The following is an 18,792-nucleotide window of genomic DNA, read 5'->3' as shown; positions in this document are numbered from 1 at the left end:
TATAAAACCAGTTGTACGGTAAGGAGTCTGGTTTTATATTGCAACCACATTGGTTGCCGGCGGACGCGGTCATGGTTAAACGTACAAGCATGGAAGGCGCCGAATGCCCGGTCGCCCGTTCACTGGATGCGATTGGGGATTGGTGGTCGCTATTGATCGTGCGCGATGCGTTCGATGGCCTGCGACGCTTCGGTGAGTTCCAGCGCAATCTGGGCATGGCCAAGAACATTCTTTCGGCACGCCTGCGCACATTAGTGGCCCACGGGATTTTCGATCTGGTGCCGGCGTCGGATGGCAGCGCGTATCAGGAATATGTGCTGACGGAGAAGGGCCAAGGCTTGTTCCCGTTAATCATCGGGTTGCGGCAGTGGGGCGAGGCGTTTTTCTATGAGGTGGGGGAGGCGCATTCGCGGGTTGTCGATCGTGAGAACGGTCGACCGGTGCGGCCGCTGGAATTGCGCGCCGAGGATGGGCGGCTGTTGGGGCCCCAGGATTGTGTGCGGGTTCCGGTTGAGTAAAAGATCAAAAGATCAAAAGATCAAAAGATCGCAGCCTGCGGCAGCTCCTACACTGCGATCTTTTGATCTCAAATAATCAACGCAGGGTATCGACCATGTCGGCAATGGTCGTCAGCACATCCTTGCCCAACTGCTTCGAGCGCTTACCAGACCAGCCAGTCAGCGCATTCGGCGCGTCGTTGTTGTCCTTGAAGGGCATTTCAATGGTAAAGGACAGGCAATCGAATTTCTGACCGACGCTGTTGCAGGCCAGGGTCATGTTAGCTTTGCCCGGTTCGTCGCGGGTGTAGCCGTGTTTGGTCTGAAAGTCCTTGGTCAGGTGCTTCAGATGGCTGCGGAAGCGCTCTTCGAGTTTTTCGATCCGCGGTGTATAGCCGGGGTTGCCTTCGCAACCGGCGGTGAACACGTAGGGAATTTCTTCATCGCCATGGATGTCGAGGAACAGGTCGACGCCATACTTTTCCATTTGCTGCTGAACGAACAGCACTTCCGGGCTGATTTCCTGGCTGGCGTTCTGCCAGGCGCGATTCAGGTCCTGGCCCATGGCATTGGTGCGCAAATGACCGTGGAAGGCGCCGTCCGGGTTCATGTTCGGCACCAGGTACAGGTCGGCGCTGGCCAGGAGCTTATTCAGTACCGGATCGTCGTGTTTCTCCAGACGCTCGATCACGCCTTCCATGAACCATTCGGCCATGTGTTCGCCGGGGTGTTGCTGGGCGATGATCCAGACCTTGCGCTGACCTTCGGCGCCAGTCCCTTTGCGCAACAACTGGATGTCACGACCTTCAACGCTCTTGCCGGTGGCCAACAGTTCGGTGCCAGCCTTGGTCTGTGCCTGTTCGATCAGCCAGTCGTGACGGCCACGGCTGTAGGGTTCGAAGTAGGCGAACCAGGCATGGGTGGCAGTGGCTTCAAGGCTGAAACGCAGGCAGTCGCCTTCGAAGATGGTCGGCACCCGGAACCAGTTGACGTGGTCGTAGGACGCCACCGCCTGATAACCATCCCAGGCCTTGTTGTATGAGGACTTGCTGGCGTTGTTCAGACGAAACCAATGCTCCTGACCAACATGCAGGCCGCTGGCCTTGAAATGGAACCACTGGAAATGCTGGCTGCGAGTGTCTGGCCTGATGGCCAGCAATGCTTGCAGAGGATTGCTGATGTCCAGCACATCAATGTTGCCGCTGTCGAAGTTAGCGCTGATGTCGAAAGAAGATTTAGCCCCGGCCATAATCAATTCCTGAATACGATTTTTATGGCTGCTACTTTACACGCAAGAGGGGGAGAAACCGGGGGAAATTACGGGGGTGTAGAAGGGGGGGCGTCCTCCTTGACGCCGATGCAGCTTAGAGACTGCGCAATTGATTCTCAAGTGCTATTTTTCGTTAGTTTGGCCCAGTGCTGCCGGGCTTCTCTTGGCAGTAGATATTCTTTTGATATCATCCGCGCCAATCGAATTTTGCAGCACCTACAGACTTCATTAGCCTGAAGCCAAAGCCAGATGAACTGGCAAAAAAAAGACCCGGCAAAAAGCCGGGTCAAAAACCGTGATTAGCCTGATGAGGAGATAGTCCAGGAGTCCGACCTAAGGTCTCTTGGTCTATCGACTGATCTCGCGACCAGCTGATGCAATAATAATCATTATCATTTGCAAGTCAAATGTTTCTACCTGCGCGATTGGAAAAATTTTCTTGTCCTCCTCCAATACGCTCCCGCCTCAATTGTTCTGATTGCCCTCCAGGGCCCGGTCGACCATCGCCTTGGCCATGTCGATCATGTGCACCGTCGAAAACGCCAGATCCCGGCTTGCGCCCTGCAGCTGGTTGGCTGACTCATGCGCGGTGGCAACGGCGCACCGCAGCAGATCCGAAGCATGGACCAGCGCCTCTTCGCTGCTGATGTTACGGTTCACATCAAAGAAGCGTTCTTCGCTGGCCGCTTCTGACACAGCTGGTTTCAAGTAATAGTCCAGTGCCCGCTGCGCGGCGGCAGAGCCTTTTGGCGAGGTGAGGCTGGTGTCGATTTGCATGTCGGGCAGGGTATTGCTGGGGATGGTCATGACGATGGCGAGCTCCGTGAGAAATTCAAATCCGTGAGCCCAGCTTAGTACGTACTGTATTTGTGTCTTCAGTTTTAATACTACAATTTGTGTTTTGATGGTCGGAGTACCCCACGTATCGTGCCGCACATGGATAAATGGATTGAATTGGTCAAGGCCAAAATGAGTGAACTCAAAGTCACTCAGGAAATACTCGCCGAGCGCATCGGGATGTCCCAGGGTGGCGTCGGCCACTGGCTCAATAAACGTCGTCAGCCCGGCATCGCAGAGATGAATCGTGTCTTGCGGGCGCTCGGCATGGACTATCTGGAAGTGGCGATGGTGATCAGGGAGCCGCTGCCCTCAGAGGATGAGGAGATCTGTCTGACGCAAAAGTACAACCCGTACTTTCGCTACCCGGTCAGCGACTGGCGGGAAACCGGGGAGGTGCGCGACGGAGAGCTATCGACCTACGGCAACTCGCTGGCTGTCAGCAAGCCACGTTTCGAGCTGTCCGATTACCACGCACAGGGCGCGGCGTTCTGGCTGGTGGTGGTCGGCGATGCGATGACGGCACCCACGGGTGCGAGCATTGCCGAGGGCATGCTGATTCTGGTCGACCCGGCTATCGTGCCGGAGCCTGGCAAACTGGTGATCGCTCAATGGCCCGGCAGTGCCGAGGCAGTTTTTCGCAAGCTGATCGAAGAGGGCGGGCAGCGTTACCTGGTCCCGCTCAATCCGACCTATCCGAAAGCCCTTTACACCGAGGAATGCCGAATCATCGGCGTGGTGGTTCAGGCGACTGCCAAATTCTAATCGGATCGGTCCTCGCAACGCGTAGGACCGATCTTCATTTCACGCTTGTTCCAACTCCACCAATGCACTGCCTTCGCTGACCATTTCGCCTTCCTGGCAATACAACGCCTTGATTACCCCGGTGTGGGGCGCACGAATGCTGTGCTCCATCTTCATGGCTTCCAGCACCACCAGTTGTGCCCCGGCTTCGACCGTTTGCCCAGCCTCCACCAACACCCGCACGATGCTGCCGTTCATGGGCGCGGTGAGCCCGCCCTGATGGCTGTGACTGGCTTCGACGGCGCCGATCGGGTCAAACGACTCGATGCGGCGCAACTCGCCGTCCCATTGCAGATACAGTGCATCGCCACGCCGGATGGCCCGGTGCTGACGGCGCAAACCGCTGTGCTCGGTCAGCAGGTATTCACCCTTGAGCCGTGCGGTATGCATGTCGGCATTGCCCAGGGTCAGCGCCCGGTCTTGCCCTTCGCAACTCAAATGCAGGGTGATTTCTGTCGGCAACCCGGCACGGAAACCATTGTTGAAGGCCCACGGCGAACTCGGATCATCGGCGCGCAACACAGACGGCTGACTTTGCGCAAACGCCTGGGCCGCCGCTTGCCAGAACTCATCACTGAGCGGCGAAGGTGCTGGCAGCAGTTGTTCCTGATAACGCGGAATGAAACCGGTATCCAGTTCGGCGGCGGCAAACGCCGGGTGGGCGATGATCCGGTGCAGGAAGTTGATGTTGGTCTTCAGCCCGCCAATGGCAAACTCCTCGAGCATGCTCAGCAATCGCAGCCGCGCCTGTTCACGGTCTTCGCCCCAGGCAATCAGCTTGCCGAGCATCGGGTCGTAGAACGGCGAAATCTCGTCGCCTTCTTCGACGCCACTGTCCACACGACGCCCCGGCCCTTCGGCGGATTCGCGGTACAACGCCAGGCGCCCGGTGGCCGGCAGAAAATCGTTGCCAGGGTCTTCGGCATACAGCCGTACTTCGATCGCATGGCCGATCAGCGGCACCTGATCCTGTGTCATCGGCAGCGCTTCGCCGCGGGCTACACGAATCTGCCAGGCCACCAGGTCGAGGCCGGTAATGGCCTCGGTCACCGGGTGTTCGACTTGCAGGCGCGTGTTCATTTCCATGAAGAAGAACTCACCGCGCGCATCCAGCAAAAACTCCACGGTGCCGGCGCCGACATAACCGATCGCTTGAGCCGAACGCACGGCGGCTTCACCCATGGCCCGACGCAGTTCCGGGCTCAGGCCTGGAGCGGGTGCTTCTTCGACGACTTTCTGATGCCGACGCTGAATCGAGCAGTCACGCTCGTTGAGGTACAGACAGTTGCCGTGCTGGTCGGCGAATACCTGGATTTCCACGTGACGTGGCTTGAGCAGGTATTTCTCGACCAGCATCCGTGAATCGCCGAACGACGATTGCGCTTCACGCTGCGCCGAGGCCAGGGCTTCGGCCAGTTGGCTGACGTCCTCGACCACTTTCATACCTTTGCCGCCGCCGCCCGCCGTAGCCTTGAGCAACACCGGATAACCGATGCGTTCGCAGGCATCGCGGAAGGTGTCGAGGTCCTGGGCTTCGCCGTGGTAACCGGGCACCAGCGGCACACCGGCGGTTTCCATCAAGGCTTTGGCCGCAGACTTGCTGCCCATGGCGTCGATGGCCGAGGCGGGCGGGCCGAGGAAGATCAGGCCAGCCGCTTCAATCGCCCGGGCGAACCCGGCGTTTTCCGAGAGAAAACCATAACCGGGATGAATCGCCTGAGCACCGCTGGCTTTCGCGGCGGCGATCAGTTTGTCGATTTGCAGGTAACTGTCGGCGGCTTTGCTACCGCCCAGGTCGACGCGGATATCCGCTTCGCGGCTGTGCCGGGCGTCACGGTCGGTGGCGCTGTGCACGGCCACAGTGGTCAGGCCCAGAGCCTTGGCGGTGCGCATCACCCGGCAGGCGATTTCGCCACGGTTGGCCACCAGCAGGGTGGTGAGAACAGGTGCGCTCATCAACGCGGCTCCTTGAGGGTGATTTCGGCTTGCCAGGTGGGCGAACGTTTTTGCAGGAAGGCGCGCAGGCCTTCCTGGCCTTCCGGGCTGACGCGAATCCGGGCGATGGCATTCTCGGTGTAGCGCCGCAGCGCCGGGGTCAGCGCGCCGTTGCCGACTTCACGCAGCAGATCCTTGCTGGCGCGCATGGCTGCCGGGCTGTTGAGCAGCAGGTTGTCGATCCACTGTTCAAGCTTTTGCTCCAGCTCGGCGACGGGATAGCTCTCCGACAACAGGCCGATTTCCCGAGCCCGTTGCCCGCCGAAACGTTCGGCAGTCAAGGCATAACGCCGCGCCGCGCGCTCGCCGATGGCTTGCACCACGAACGGGCTGATGACCGCTGGCGCCAGGCCGATGCGCACTTCCGACAGGCAGAACTGCGCGTCGTCGGCGCCAATCGCCATGTCGCAGCAACTGATCAGGCCCAGCGCGCCGCCAAACGCCGCGCCCTGCACCACGGCCAGCGTCGGGACTTTCAGTTTGGCGAGGTTGTACATCAACTCCGCCAGTTCCCGGGCGTCATCAAGGTTGGTGTGGTAATCGAGTTCGGCCGATTGCTGCATCCAGGCCAGATCGGCACCGGCGCTGAAATGCTTGCCGCGCCCGCGGATCAGCAGAAAACGCAGGCTGGCATCGCCCGACACTTTGTCCAGCGCGAGGATCAGTTCGCGGATCATTTCGGCGTTGAACGCGTTGTTCTTTTCTTCCCGGCTGAGCCACAGGGTGGCAAAGCCACGCGGGTCGGTCTGCAGCTCGAGGGTGTTGAAGTCGCTCATGGTTTTCTCCAGATCACATCCGGAACACGCCGAAGCGGCTCGGTTCGATGGGTGCGTTCAGCGACGCCGACAAGGCCAGGGCCAACACGTCGCGGGTCTGCGCCGGGTCAATGACGCCGTCGTCCCATAGCCGGGCGCTGGAGTAGTAGGGGTGACCCTGTTCTTCGTACTGATCGAGGATCGGTTGCTTGATCTCGGCTTCCTGCTCGGCGCTGAAACGATGCCCGCTGCGCTCGGTTTGCTCGCGCTTGACCTGCACCAGCACACCCGCCGCCTGTTCGGCGCCCATCACGCCGATCCGCGCGTTCGGCCACATCCACAGGAAGCGTGGATCGTAGGCCCGGCCGCACATGCCGTAGTTACCGGCGCCGAAGCTGCCGCCGATGATCACGGTGAATTTCGGCACCTTGGCACAAGCCACGGCGGTCACCAATTTCGCGCCGTGCTTGGCGATGCCGCCGGCCTCGTATTTCTGGCCGACCATGAACCCGGTGATGTTCTGCAGGAACAGCAACGGAATGCCGCGCTGGCAGGCCAGTTCGATGAAGTGCGCGCCTTTCTGCGCGGCCTCGGCGAAGAGGATGCCGTTGTTGGCGAGGATCGCGATCGGGTAGCCGTGCAGGTGGGCGAAGCCGCACACCAAAGTCGTCCCGAACAGCGCCTTGAACTCATCGAACACCGAGCCGTCCACCAGTCGTGAGATCACTTCGCGCACATCGAACGGTTGCTTGGCGTCGGCCGAGACCACGCCGTACAACTCGTCGCTGCTATACAGCGGCGCGATCGGCGTACGTTGTTGCAGTTCGCCGAGCTTGCGCCAGTTGAGGTTGGCCACACTGCGCCGGGCCAATGCCAGAGCATGTTCATCGCTTTCGGCGTAGTGGTCGGCGACCCCGGAAATCTTGCAGTGCACATCGGCCCCGCCGAGGTCTTCGGCGCTGACCACTTCACCAGTCGCGGCTTTCACCAGCGGTGGGCCGGCGAGGAAGATGGTGGCCTGCTGACGAACCATGATCGCCTCGTCGGCCATCGCCGGAACGTAGGCGCCCCCGGCGGTGCAAGAGCCCATGACCACCGCAATTTGCGGAATGCCCATGGCGCTCATGTTGGCCTGGTTGAAGAAGATCCGCCCGAAGTGCTCACGGTCCGGGAACACTTCATCCTGACGCGGCAGGTTGGCGCCACCGGAGTCCACCAGATAAATGCACGGCAGGCGATTCTGCTGGGCGATGGTTTGTGCGCGCAGGTGTTTTTTCACGGTCAGCGGGTAATACGAGCCGCCTTTCACGGTGGCATCGTTGGCGACGATCATGCATTCGACGCCTTCCACCCGGCCGATCCCGGCAATCACGCCTGCGGCGGGAACGTCTTCGCCGTACACCGCGTAGGCCGCCAGTTGGCTGATCTCGAGAAACGGCGAGCCCGGATCGAGCAGGCGATTGATCCGCTCACGGGGCAGCAATTTACCCCGCGAGGTGTGACGTTCTTGCGCCTTCGGGCCACCACCTTGCTGCACTTGCGCGAGCAGGGTGTGCAGGGCGTCGACCTGTTTGAGCATCGCCGCGCTGTTGGCCGCGAACTCCGCCGAACGGGGGTTGAGCTGGGTATGCAGGATAGCCATGGACAGCTCCGTTTAGCGGGTTTCGTTGAACAGTTCGCGACCGATCAGCATGCGACGGATCTCACTGGTGCCGGCGCCGATTTCGTACAGCTTGGCGTCACGCAGCAGACGACCGGCCGGGAATTCGTTGATGTAGCCGTTGCCGCCGAGAATCTGGATCGCGTCGAGGGCCATTTGCGTGGCACGCTCGGCACTGTAGAGGATCACCCCGGCGGCGTCTTTGCGGGTGGTTTCGCCGCGCTCGCAGGCCTGGGCCACCGCATACAGGTAGGCGCGGCTGGCGTTGAGTTGGGTATACATGTCGGCGACTTTGCCCTGGATCAGCTGGAATTCGCCGATGCTCTGGCCGAACTGTTTGCGGTCGTGGATGTACGGCACGATCAGGTCCATGCAAGCTTGCATGATCCCGGTCGGGCCGCCAGAAAGCACCACGCGCTCATAGTCGAGGCCGCTCATCAGCACTTTCACGCCGCCATTGAGTACGCCGAGGATATTTTCTTCCGGCACTTCGACGTCATCGAAGAACAGCTCGCAGGTGTTCGAGCCGCGCATGCCGAGCTTGTCGAATTTGTTGCTGCGGCTGAAACCTTTCCAGTCGCGTTCGACGATGAACGCGGTGATGCCATGCGGGCCTTTTTCCAGGTCGGTCTTGGCGTAGATCACGTAGGTGTTGGCGTCAGGACCGTTGGTGATCCAGGTCTTGCTGCCGTTGAGTACGTAGTGATCGCCGCGTTTGTCGGCGCGCAGCTTCATCGAGACCACGTCGGAACCGGCGTTAGGCTCGCTCATGGCCAGGGCACCGATGTGTTCGCCGCTGATCAGTTTCGGCAGGTATTTGCTTTTCTGTTCGTGAGTGCCGTTGCGGTTGATCTGGTTGACGCAGAGGTTGGAGTGCGCGCCGTAGGACAGGGCGACCGACGCCGAACCACGGCTGATTTCTTCCATGGCGACCACGTGCGCCAGATAACCCAGGCCGGCGCCGCCGTACTCTTCCGGCACGGTGATGCCCAGCAGGCCCATGTCGCCGAATTTACGCCACAGGTCGGCCGGGAACAGGTTGTCGATGTCGATCTGAGCGGCGCGCGGGGCGATCTCTTTGGCGACGAAGGACTGAACCTGATCGCGCAGCATGTCGATGGTTTCACCGAGGGCAAAGTTCAGGGATGGGTAGCTCATGGGGCACCTTTTGGCTTTTTTGTAGGGTGGGGAGGGCAGTGATTCAGCTCTCACCTTTACGTTAACGTAAGCCTGTGACGAATGGCTGTCAATCACCCTTTACGTTAACGTCAACTTGAGCGAGAGTAGAGCCAGTTCTGAAAGACTGTGGCGAGGGGGCTTGCCCCCGTTCGAGTGCGCAGCGCTCGCAGATCTTGGGTCCGCTGCGCGGCCCAACGGGGGCAAGCCCCCTCGCCACACAAGCCGGCTCCTACAGGTCGCCGGTACAGCCCATTAATAAAGACAATAGGGGTCGTCATGGATCAACCCAGTGCAAACCCGCAGCGCAGCTATACCCGTGGTTCCCAGGACAAAGCCTTGCTGGCGATGACCATCGGCCAGGCGTTTGATAACACCGTCGCGCAATACCCGAACGGGGAGGCGCTGGTCGTGCGCCACCAACAACTGCGTTACACCTGGCAGCAGCTGTCGGATGCTGTTGATCTGCACGCCAGAGCATTCCTGGCGCTGGGTTTGCAAACCGGTGATCGGCTCGGCATCTGGGCCCCGAACTGCGCCCAGTGGTGCATCAGCCAGTTCGCCAGTGCGAAAATCGGCGTGATCCTGGTCAACATCAACCCGGCTTATCGCAGTTCAGAACTCGAATACGTATTGAAGCAATCCGGCTGCCAATGGCTGGTCTGTGCCGGGGCCTTCAAGACCTCCGACTATCACGGCATGCTGCAAGGGTTGGTGCCGGAATTGGCGGAGCAATCCATCGGCCGCTTGCAGAGCGAACGGCTGCCGGAGTTGCGCGGGGTCATCAGTCTGGATGCGCAGCCACCCTCGGGTTTCCTGCCGTGGTCGCAATTGGCCGATCTGGCGGCCAGCGTGTCGATCGAGCAATTGCACGAACGCCAGGACAGCCTGCATTTCGACCAGGCAGTGAACATCCAGTACACCTCCGGCACCACCGGTTTCCCCAAGGGCGCGACCCTCAGCCACTACAATATCCTCAACAACGGTTACATGGTCGGCGAAAGCCTCGGCCTGACCGCCGATGATCGGCTGGTGATTCCGGTGCCGCTGTATCACTGCTTCGGCATGGTCATGGGCAACCTCGGCTGCGTCACCCACGGCAGCACCATGATTTACCCCAACGATGCCTTCGATCCGCTGTTGACCCTGACCACCGTCGCCGAAGAAAAAGCCACCGCGCTTTATGGCGTGCCGACCATGTTCATCGCCATGCTCGATCAGCCCAAGCGCGCCGAATTTGATTTGTCGAGCCTGCGCACCGGGATCATGGCCGGGGCGACGTGTCCGATCGAGGTGATGCGTCGGGTTATCAGCGAAATGCACATGAGCGAAGTGCAGATTGCCTACGGCATGACGGAAACCAGCCCCGTGTCTTTGCAGACCGGTCCGGCAGACGACCTGGAATTACGCGTCACCACGGTCGGCCGCACCCAGCCGCAACTGGAAAGCAAGATCATAGACGAGGCGGGCAATCTGGTGCCACGCGGCACCATTGGCGAGCTGTGCACTCGGGGTTACAGCGTGATGCTCGGCTACTGGAACAACCCGCAAGGCACCGCCGAGGCTATCGATGACGCTGGCTGGATGCACACCGGCGATCTGGCGAGCATGAACGACGAAGGCTACGTGTGCATCGCCGGGCGTAACAAGGACATGATCATTCGCGGCGGTGAGAATATTTACCCGAGGGAACTGGAAGAGTTCTTCTTCACCCATCCGGCAGTTGCAGACGTGCAAGTGATCGGCATTCCTTGCTCCCGGTATGGCGAAGAGATTGTCGCCTGGATCAAATTCCATCCCGGCCACAGCGCCACCGAACAGGAGTTGCAGGCCTGGTGCAAGGAGCGTATCGCGCACTTCAAGACGCCGCGTTACTTCAAGTTCGTCGAGGAGTTTCCGATGACCGTGACCGGCAAGATCCAGAAGTTTCGGATGCGCGAGATCAGCATCGAGGAGCTGCGCAGCAAAAACGCCTGACACATAACCAGTGTGGGAGCGAGCAAGCCTGCTTCCACATGAGGGTCGAGAAAAATAGAAAAGCAGGAAAGCAGGAAAGCACAAAGGGGAGCCGAAGCTCCCCTTTAATTTTGTCGTTACGTGCTCTTTTTTTATTATTGAGGGGCGGTCTGTTGTTGTTTTTGGCAACCGTGGCCCTTTACCGCTGTTTTTGTCGATCCCCATCCGGGATCAAGAGCAAACGTATTTTTTTGAGCGCTGATCTACTTTTTCGCCAAGCGATCCAACCAGTTCGGGAGCTACCTGAAGGTAGTTTTATTGTTCTCTGCCCGGTTGCGGGTTACTCCGAAAAGCACCCTGAAAAGCACACCTTCTCCAAAAAAATCTGTTAGCTGCGTCTCTGCCGTGTTGTTCTTGTTATGTCAGAGTCGTTACGTCTTATTTTTATTGGTTTGCAGCTTTTTATTCTTGTTATGCCATAGAGATAGCAGAAGCCGTGCCAACTTTGAAAAGTCCTTTAAAATCAATGATTTGAATTTTGTGAGATTTTTTCATCCGTACCAAACCTGACAATTTGTTTCCGTGTTACTCGTTTCCGCCCCACGTTCCAGAACACGCGGTAACACCCGGACACATCCACATTGTCACTGTGCGCTGCGAGCCTTGGCCACGCGAGAACCGGTAGGGCGCCCCAGCACCGCGCAAATCTGCTGGCCGGCGCGAATCAAGGCGTCCAGGTCGATCCCGGTCTCGATGCCCAGGCCGTTGAGCAGGTAAACCACGTCTTCGGTGGCGACGTTACCGCTGGCGCCCTTGGCGTACGGGCAGCCGCCAAGGCCGGCGATGGAACTGTCGAATACCGAAATGCCTTCCAGCAGGCTGGCGTAGATATTGGCCATGGCCTGGCCATAGGTGTCGTGGAAGTGCCCGGCCAGTTTTTCCCGTGGCACATCGGCCGAAACCACTTCAAACATCTTGCGGGTCGCGCCAGCGGTGCCGGTGCCGATGGTGTCTCCCAGCGAAACCTCGTAGCAGCCCATCGCATAGAGCTCGCGAGCGACTCGGGCGACTTGCGCAGGCTTGACGTCACCTTCATAGGGGCAGCCCAGCACACAGGACACGTAACCGCGCACGCTGACGCCGTGTTGTTTGGCCGCGTCCATGATCGGCACGAAGCGCTCCAGGCTTTCGCTGATCGAGCAATTGATATTGCGCTGGGAGAACGCTTCGGACGCTGCGGCGAACACGGCGACTTCCTTGACCCCGGCGGCGATAGCGTCTTCAAAGCCCCGCAGGTTGGGGGCGAGGGCGCCGTAAGTCACGCCAGGCTTGCGCTGGATCTGTGCGAAGACCTCGGCGGAACCGGCCATTTGCGGCACCCATTTGGGCGAGACGAAACTGCCGACTTCTATATAGCCGAGGCCAGCGGCGGTGAGCGCATCGACCAATTGCACCTTGTCCGCGACGCTGATGGGTTGGGCTTCGTTTTGCAGACCGTCACGGGGGCCGACTTCGACCAGGCGTACGTGGGTGGGGAGGGACATGGGAATCGACCTGTTGAGATTGTATGAATGTTCACAGCTCCTACACGAGCTGCTGGCTCTTGATCGTTTGCTCCAGCGCCTGGGTGCAGCGCTCTTCGGCCGTGTCGAGTTCCAGCTTCATCTGTTCGATGTCCAGCAGTTGCTGCTCGAGTTGTTCCCGACGTTCGGCAATTTTCGCCAGCATGCTGTGCAATTGCTTGGTGTTACCGCTGGAGGGGTCATAGAGCTCGATCAGCTCGCGGCATTCGGCCAGGGAAAAACCAATGCGCTTGCCCCGCAGGATCAGCTTCAGGCTGACCTTGTCACGGGGCGAATAAATGCGTTCCTGACCGCGACGTTCGGGGCTGAGCAGGCCTTGCTCTTCATAGAAGCGAATGGCCCGGGTGGTGATGTCGAGTTCGCGGGCGAGGTCGGAAATGCTATAGGTCTGGCTGCTCATGGAAGCGCTCGAAAAAGGTCATGGCGCTAAGCTAATGTCAGGTTGACGTTTACGTCAAGGGGCATGGATCTTCGTTGGTATCACCGGCGTCTTCGCGGGCTTGCCCGCGAAGAACAATGACACGGTAACGTCCTACACCGTATCCAGCTTCTTCTCGTGCGCCGTGACCTGCTGGCACAACTCGATCATCTGCTCGCGCATCCAGCGGTTGGCCGGGTCCTGGTCGGTGCTTTCGTGCCAGTAGAGGTGGGTTTCCACCGGCGGAACTTCTTTGACCGGCAGGTTCACCGAGTACAAATCATGGCGACGAGCGAAGCGTTCCGGCACGGTCATGACCATGTCGGTCTGCTGTAACACCTGGGACGCCATCAGGTAATGCTGGGAGCGCAGGGCGATCTTGCGCTGGATGCCCATTTTGCCCAGGGCCAGGTCGACATAGCCCAGGCCGCTGCGGCGGCTGGAGATATGGATGTGGGTCAGGGACAGGTAATCGTCGAGGGTGAATTTCTCTTTGCCCGCCAGCGGATGGCCCTTGCGCATGGCGCACACATAACGGTCTTCCATCAACTTGACGTGACGCACCTGCGGATCGGTGTTGAGCGGCGCATCCACTGCGAAATCCAGACGTCCGGCCGCCAGTTCCTTGGTGGTCTCGCGGCGTTTGGACAGGAAACTTTCGATGATCACCGTTGGCGCCAAGCGTCGCAGGCGCTGGAACAACGGCGGCAGGATCACCGCTTCGGTGAGGTCGGTCATGCTGATGCGGTAGGTCTTGACCGCCTGCAACGGGTTGAAGATGCGGCTTTCCTGCACCGACACCCGCAGCAGGGAGAGGGCGTTACGCACGGGGCCGATGATGTTCTGCGCCATCGGCGTCGGCACCATGCCCTGGGCGGTGCGCACGAAAAGCGGGTCGTTGAAGGTTTCGCGCAGGCGGGCCAGAGCGTTTGACACCGCCGGTTGCGTAATGCCGACAATCTGCCCGGCGCGGGTCAGGTTGGCTTCGGTGTAGATCGCGTCGAAGACGATGAAAAGGTTGAGGTCGACCTTGCTCAGATTCATTACGCGGCTCTCTTGTTGTAGGGGCGGTTTTGGCCTTGGCAATCAGCCGATCATATATCGGTGATGAATGTTAATACACGCCGAGAATAGGTTAGGTAAATTTTCGTAGCTGTTCTAGCATCGATTGCATGACCTGAACAACTCCTCTGAACCCCAGATAAAAAGGTAGAGCTGCCATGGATTTCGCTTATTCGCCCAAGGTCCAGGAACTGCGTGAGCGCGTGACTGCGTTCATGGACACCTACGTTTACCCCGCCGAAGCGGTGTTCGAACGCCAGGTCGCCGAGGGCGATCGCTGGCAGCCGACGGCAATCATGGAGGAGCTCAAACTCAAGGCCAAGGCTGAAGGCCTGTGGAATTTGTTTCTGCCTGAGTCCGAACTGGGTGCCGGCCTGACCAACCTCGAATACGCGCCATTGGCGGAAATCATGGGCCGCTCGTTGCTGGGCCCTGAGCCGTTCAACTGCTCGGCGCCCGACACCGGCAACATGGAAGTGCTGGTGCGTTACGCCAACGAAGAGCAGAAGCAGCGCTGGCTCGAACCACTGTTGCGCGGCGAGATCCGCTCGGCGTTCGCCATGACCGAACCTGACGTGGCCTCGTCCGACGCCACCAACATGGCCGCCCGTGCGGTGCGTGACGGCGATGAGTGGGTGATCAATGGCAAGAAATGGTGGACTTCAGGGGCCTGCGATCCGCGCTGCAAGATCCTGATCTTCATGGGCCTGAGCAATCCGGATGCCCCGCGCCATGCGCAGCACTCAATGATTCTGGTGCCGGTGGATACGCCCGGCGTGAAGATTGTGCGTCCGCTACCAGTGTTCGGTTATGACGACGCGCCTCACGGACACGCCGAAGTGCTGTTCGAAAATGTCCGGGTGCCGTACGAAAACGTCCTGTTGGGCGAAGGACGCGGCTTCGAAATCGCCCAAGGTCGCCTCGGCCCGGGCCGAATTCACCACTGCATGCGTTCGATCGGCATGGCTGAACGCGCGCTGGAGCTGATGTGCAAACGGGCGGTCAACCGCACCGCGTTCGGTAAACCTCTGGCGCGTTTGGGCGGCAACATCGACAAAATCGCCGATTCGCGGATGGAGATCGACATGGCGCGACTGCTGACGTTGAAAGCGGCGTACATGATGGACACCGTCGGCAACAAAGTGGCGAAGAGCGAGATCGCACAGATCAAAGTGGTTGCACCGAACGTGGCATTGCGGGTGATCGACCGGGCGATCCAGATCCATGGCGGGGCAGGGGTGTCCAACGATTTCCCGCTGGCCTACATGTATGCCATGCAACGCACCCTGCGCCTGGCCGACGGCCCGGACGAAGTGCACCGCGCGGCGATTGGCAAGTTCGAGATTGGCAAGTACGTACCTAAGGAAATGATGCGCAGCGGGCACTGAGTCCTGTGGCGAGGGGGCTTGCCCCCGTTCGGCTGCGCAGCAGTCGTAAATTGTACACCGCGTCTTTCCAGGAAAAATGCGGTGGCCGGTTTGAGGCCCGCTTCGCGGTCCAACGGGGGCAAGCCCCCTCGCCACAGTAAGCCCCCCAAGCCACAATGTTTGGTGCTTACTTCAATGCACCCAAACCTCAACCCGCCGATTCTTGATCCGCCCTTCATCCCCGCTGTTGGCCGCCACCGGCATCTCGGCGCCAAAACCGCGAATCTCGCGAAACACCACACCGCTTTTCACCAGTTCTCGCCGCACCGCCATGGCCCGCAGTTTCGACAGCAGGTCGGCCCGTGCGGGGTCGCTCTTGGCATCGCCAAACCCTACCAACGTCACCTGCCGATTGGTTTTGTCGTGCTGCTTTATATAGTCGAGCACCCGCGACAGGTCCTGGCGGGCTTTGTTGTCCAGCGTCGCGCTGCCTTCTTCGAAACGAAAATTCACCGTCAGCCGCTGGGCATGCCGACTGAGTGCCTGATAACCCTCGGGCATCAGCGCATTCGGTGTGACGGCCATGGCCTGAACGGTTTGCGCGATAAAACCATTGGCCGCAACAATCGCCTGGCCATTGCTGCTCTGGGCGAACTTCACCAGCGCCTTGGCCCAGGGATTTTTCCCGTTCGGCGGCAGGTAAAAGAACAGCCGACGGGACAGCGGGTAATCTTCCGTCGCGATCAGGCTATTGAGCGGCAGCATGGCCTGGGAGTCGCCATCGACAATGGCCACGGCCTTGGCCTGGCGCACATAAGGCAAACCGATGAAGCCGATGGCTTGCGGGTCCAGACTCACCGCGTCGGACAATTGCTCACTGGATTCGAAGCGTTTCGCGTTGCCGCTCAGCATTTTCCCATGCAGGCTGAGGACCAACTCCTTGAACGTGTCGTAGGTGCCTGATTGGTCATCCCGCGCGTAAAGATGAATTGTCCCACCGCTGCCGCCGAGTTCTTCCCAGGTTTTCGTTTCGCCGCTGAAAATTCGTGCCAGTTGCTCGGTGTTGAGCTGCTTCAGCGGATTGTGCGGATGAAGGATGATGGCCAGCCCGTCGATGGCGATGACTTGTTCGGCAACCGGGCTTTTCAGGTCGCCCAGCGGTTCGAGATCCAGTCGTTCGCTGTCCTTGATCGGCCGTGACGAGGCCGCAAGATCGGCGGAGGCGATTTTCAGGGCTTTGAATCCGGTGCTGGAACCGTGGGCCGCGACTTCCACCTCGACTCGACGGCCCTGAGCGGTTTCGCCGACGATGCGTTGTTCGTTGGCTTTGTCCGGGGCTTCGCGGTGCACCTTGAACAGACCCTGCTCATGCATCAGCCCCTCGACCAGCGCCGGCCCCAACGCCGCGCCAATGGTGTTGGAACCCTGGATGCGCAGCACCGGGCCGTGTTCGGGTGTCGGCAAATCGCCGGCCGACACCGTCAACGGCAGCACGGCGCCGAGCAGCAGGAACAACACGCGCAGGGTCATGCCGGCACCTTAATAAGCCAAAGAAAGTGCCGGGAGAATAAGTCAGTAAGGTTTCTGAACGATGACAGATCAAAAGATCGCAGCCTGCGGCAGCTCCTACAGGATGTATGCCGAGCCCATGTAGGAGCTGCCGCAGGCTGCGATCTTTTGCTCTTAGCTCAACTCAAGCCAGATCGGCGCGTGATCGGAAGGCTTTTCCATTGCGCGCAGTTCGTAATCCACGCCCGCGTCCTTGACCCGAGGCAACAACCCGTTGGATGCCATGATCAGGTCAATCCGCAGCCCGCGCTTGGGCTCATCTTCAAAACCGCGGCTGCGGTAGTCGAACCAGCTGAAACGGTCGGCAACGTCCGGGTTCAGGTGACGGAAACTGTCCACCAGACCCCAGTTCTTCAGGCGGGCCATCCATTCGCGTTCTTCGGGCAGGAAGCTGCATTTGCCGGTTTTCAGCCAGCGTTTCATGTTGTCCGGGCCAATGCCGATGTCGCAGTCTTCCGGGGAAATGTTCACATCGCCCATCACCACGATCGGCTGGTCGTTGCTGAACTGGCTTTCCAGCAATTGTTGCAAATCGCTGTAGAAACGTTCCTTGGCCGGGAACTTGGTGGGGTGATCGCGGCTTTCGCCCTGTGGGAAATAGCCGTTCATGATGGTCACTGGCACACCATTGGCGTCGGCGAACGTGCCCCAGATGAAGCGCCGCTGGGCGTCTTCTTCGTCGGTGGCGAAACCTTTGTGCAGCGCAATCGGCTCCTGACGCGACAGCAGGGCGACGCCGTAGTGGCCTTTTTGCCCATGGAAATGCACGTGATAACCCAGCGCCTGAACCTCGGCCAGGGGGAACTGGTCGTCATGGACCTTGGTTTCCTGCAATCCGATCACGTCTGGTTGATGTTTCTCAATCAGCGCCGCCAGCTGATGCGGGCGAGCGCGCAGCCCGTTGATGTTGAAGGAGACGATCTTCATGGTCGGCAGTCCTGGCAAAAGTGCGATGCTAGCTGACATGTAGGAATGGGGCCAGCTTTGGGGTGAGGGGATTCGTTGTGTCCTGTCAGAGATGTGTTGGCGCGGGCAAACCCAGTCGATGAAGCTCCTCGCTTGGTCTATACCTGTCTGGGGAACTGTGAAGCCACCCCAAGGCTCGTACCAAGAAGAGCGCAGCCATCTGAGCTGTGCCCCAGGGAGATCCGCCGTTATGCCCGAAACCTCGACCGCCATCGCCGATATTCACATGCTCGACAGCGGCTATTCCCGCGAAGCGCGTTCCCTGTTGTACCAGGCGTACCGGCACGAGCCGACGTTCGGCTATCTGTTCGAAGCCGAACGCCCCGGTTATGAGCAGCGGGTCCGGGCGACGGTGCGCGAACTGATCAAACAGCACTTTCTGCAGGATTTACCGGCCATCGGCCTGCTGGTGAATGACCGCTTGATCGGCATCGCCCTGATCGCGCCGCCGCAACGCCGCCTGGGCATCACCGAAAGCTGGGCCTGGCGCCTGCGGATGGTGCTCAGCACCGGGTTTCGCTGTACCCGACGCTACCTCGATTACCACGCCGCCGTGATGGCGTGCGTGCCGTCCGACTCGGTGCACGTCCTGCCATTGCTGGGGGTTCACCCGCAATTCCAGGGCAAGCACTTTGGCGAACAGTTGCTGCAAGCGGTGCACAACTGGTGCGCGGTCGATGAGCACTCCCAAGGCGTGATCCTCGACACCGGGAATCCTCGCTATCTGGAGTTCTATAAGCGTCAGGGCTATGAGGAAATCGGCGAAGTGGCCGTAGGACCGATTCGTGAGCACGTGTTTTTCCACGCCAACCCGCAGGTGTTACAAACAGCAACAGCGTAATCGCCGAACTTTTGGGACAAGTCCGGCTCTATCAGG

At 59.7% G+C, this 18,792-nt stretch carries 16 protein-coding genes; 5 read left to right on the top strand and 11 right to left on the bottom strand.

Annotated elements, in window-relative coordinates:
- Nucleotides 1-71: 71 nt before the first annotated feature.
- Nucleotides 72-518 (top strand): helix-turn-helix domain-containing protein, encoded by a 447-nt coding sequence (locus tag LOY36_RS18130; RefSeq protein WP_258669597.1) that lies wholly within the window; start codon nt 72-74, stop codon nt 516-518.
- Nucleotides 519-594: 76 nt separating this feature from the next.
- Here the strand turns inward: LOY36_RS18130 and LOY36_RS18125 are convergent, their stop codons facing one another.
- Nucleotides 595-1,746, bottom strand: a complete 1,152-nt coding sequence (locus LOY36_RS18125) for a M14-type cytosolic carboxypeptidase (protein ID WP_019580037.1) — start codon at nt 1,744-1,746, stop codon at nt 595-597.
- Nucleotides 1,747-2,232: 486 nt separating this feature from the next.
- Nucleotides 2,233-2,574, bottom strand: coding sequence for a DUF6124 family protein (locus LOY36_RS18120; RefSeq protein ID WP_019580038.1), 342 nt, complete (start codon nt 2,572-2,574; stop codon nt 2,233-2,235).
- A 129-nt stretch (nt 2,575-2,703) separates the two neighbouring features.
- Between LOY36_RS18120 and LOY36_RS18115 the strand changes: the two genes are divergently transcribed.
- Nucleotides 2,704-3,369 (top strand): LexA family transcriptional regulator, encoded by a 666-nt coding sequence (locus tag LOY36_RS18115; RefSeq protein ID WP_258669590.1) that lies wholly within the window; start codon nt 2,704-2,706, stop codon nt 3,367-3,369.
- A 39-nt stretch (nt 3,370-3,408) separates the two neighbouring features.
- Here LOY36_RS18115 and LOY36_RS18110 read toward each other — a convergent pair whose 3' ends face one another.
- The 4 genes from LOY36_RS18110 to LOY36_RS18095 are packed head-to-tail and all read right to left on the bottom strand — an operon-like array spanning nt 3,409 to nt 8,976.
- Nucleotides 3,409-5,364: an acetyl/propionyl/methylcrotonyl-CoA carboxylase subunit alpha gene (locus tag LOY36_RS18110; RefSeq protein ID WP_258669577.1), complete on the bottom strand. Its 1,956-nt coding sequence runs from the start codon at nt 5,362-5,364 to the stop codon at nt 3,409-3,411.
- Nucleotides 5,364-6,179, bottom strand: a complete 816-nt coding sequence (locus LOY36_RS18105; RefSeq protein ID WP_258669574.1) for a gamma-carboxygeranoyl-CoA hydratase — start codon at nt 6,177-6,179, stop codon at nt 5,364-5,366. Before LOY36_RS18105 ends, LOY36_RS18110 begins: the two co-directional genes overlap by 1 nt.
- 13 nt (nt 6,180-6,192) lie before the next feature.
- On the bottom strand, nt 6,193-7,800 hold the full coding sequence (locus LOY36_RS18100) for a carboxyl transferase domain-containing protein (RefSeq protein WP_018925459.1): 1,608 nt from the start codon (nt 7,798-7,800) through the stop codon (nt 6,193-6,195).
- A 12-nt stretch (nt 7,801-7,812) separates the two neighbouring features.
- On the bottom strand, nt 7,813-8,976 hold the full coding sequence (locus tag LOY36_RS18095) for an isovaleryl-CoA dehydrogenase (RefSeq protein ID WP_007940933.1): 1,164 nt from the start codon (nt 8,974-8,976) through the stop codon (nt 7,813-7,815).
- Nucleotides 8,977-9,273: 297 nt separating this feature from the next.
- On the opposite strand from LOY36_RS18095, the gene LOY36_RS18090 reads away from it, so the two are divergent.
- A complete protein-coding gene (locus LOY36_RS18090; RefSeq protein WP_258669561.1) occupies nt 9,274-10,971 on the top strand; it encodes an AMP-binding protein in 1,698 nt (565 codons plus the stop codon).
- A 623-nt stretch (nt 10,972-11,594) separates the two neighbouring features.
- Here the strand turns inward: LOY36_RS18090 and LOY36_RS18085 are convergent.
- From LOY36_RS18085 to LOY36_RS18075, 3 genes are all read right to left on the bottom strand, one after another.
- A complete protein-coding gene (locus LOY36_RS18085) occupies nt 11,595-12,494 on the bottom strand; it encodes a hydroxymethylglutaryl-CoA lyase (protein WP_018925461.1) in 900 nt (299 codons plus the stop codon).
- Between the two features lie 40 nt (nt 12,495-12,534).
- The gene (locus LOY36_RS18080; RefSeq protein WP_007904077.1) at nt 12,535-12,933 is read right to left on the bottom strand and encodes a MerR family DNA-binding transcriptional regulator; all 399 of its coding nucleotides are present in this window, start codon (nt 12,931-12,933) and stop codon (nt 12,535-12,537) included.
- A 132-nt stretch (nt 12,934-13,065) separates the two neighbouring features.
- Entirely contained in the window at nt 13,066-13,995 is a 930-nt protein-coding gene (locus tag LOY36_RS18075; protein ID WP_018925462.1) for a LysR family transcriptional regulator, read from the bottom strand.
- Nucleotides 13,996-14,171: 176 nt separating this feature from the next.
- On the opposite strand from LOY36_RS18075, the gene LOY36_RS18070 reads away from it, so the two are divergent.
- A complete protein-coding gene (locus LOY36_RS18070; protein ID WP_008014296.1) occupies nt 14,172-15,401 on the top strand; it encodes an acyl-CoA dehydrogenase in 1,230 nt (409 codons plus the stop codon).
- A 171-nt stretch (nt 15,402-15,572) separates the two neighbouring features.
- Here the strand turns inward: LOY36_RS18070 and LOY36_RS18065 are convergent, their stop codons facing one another.
- On the bottom strand, nt 15,573-16,910 hold the full coding sequence (locus tag LOY36_RS18065) for a phosphate ABC transporter substrate-binding/OmpA family protein (protein WP_258669557.1): 1,338 nt from the start codon (nt 16,908-16,910) through the stop codon (nt 15,573-15,575).
- Nucleotides 16,911-17,063: 153 nt separating this feature from the next.
- Nucleotides 17,064-17,876 carry an exodeoxyribonuclease III gene (xthA, locus tag LOY36_RS18060; protein WP_258669554.1) on the bottom strand — a complete coding sequence of 271 codons (813 nt, stop codon included), beginning with the start codon at nt 17,874-17,876 and terminating at the stop codon, nt 17,064-17,066.
- A 229-nt stretch (nt 17,877-18,105) separates the two neighbouring features.
- Between xthA and LOY36_RS18055 the strand changes: the two genes are divergently transcribed.
- Entirely contained in the window at nt 18,106-18,756 is a 651-nt protein-coding gene (locus tag LOY36_RS18055; RefSeq protein ID WP_018925466.1) for an N-acetyltransferase, read from the top strand.
- The last annotated feature ends 36 nt before the right edge of the window (nt 18,757-18,792 follow it).

The sequence above is a fragment of the Pseudomonas sp. B21-019 genome (assembly GCF_024749225.1).
Taxonomy (GTDB): Bacteria; Pseudomonadota; Gammaproteobacteria; order Pseudomonadales; family Pseudomonadaceae; genus Aquipseudomonas.
This window is presented reverse-complemented; position numbering and strand designations above follow the sequence as displayed.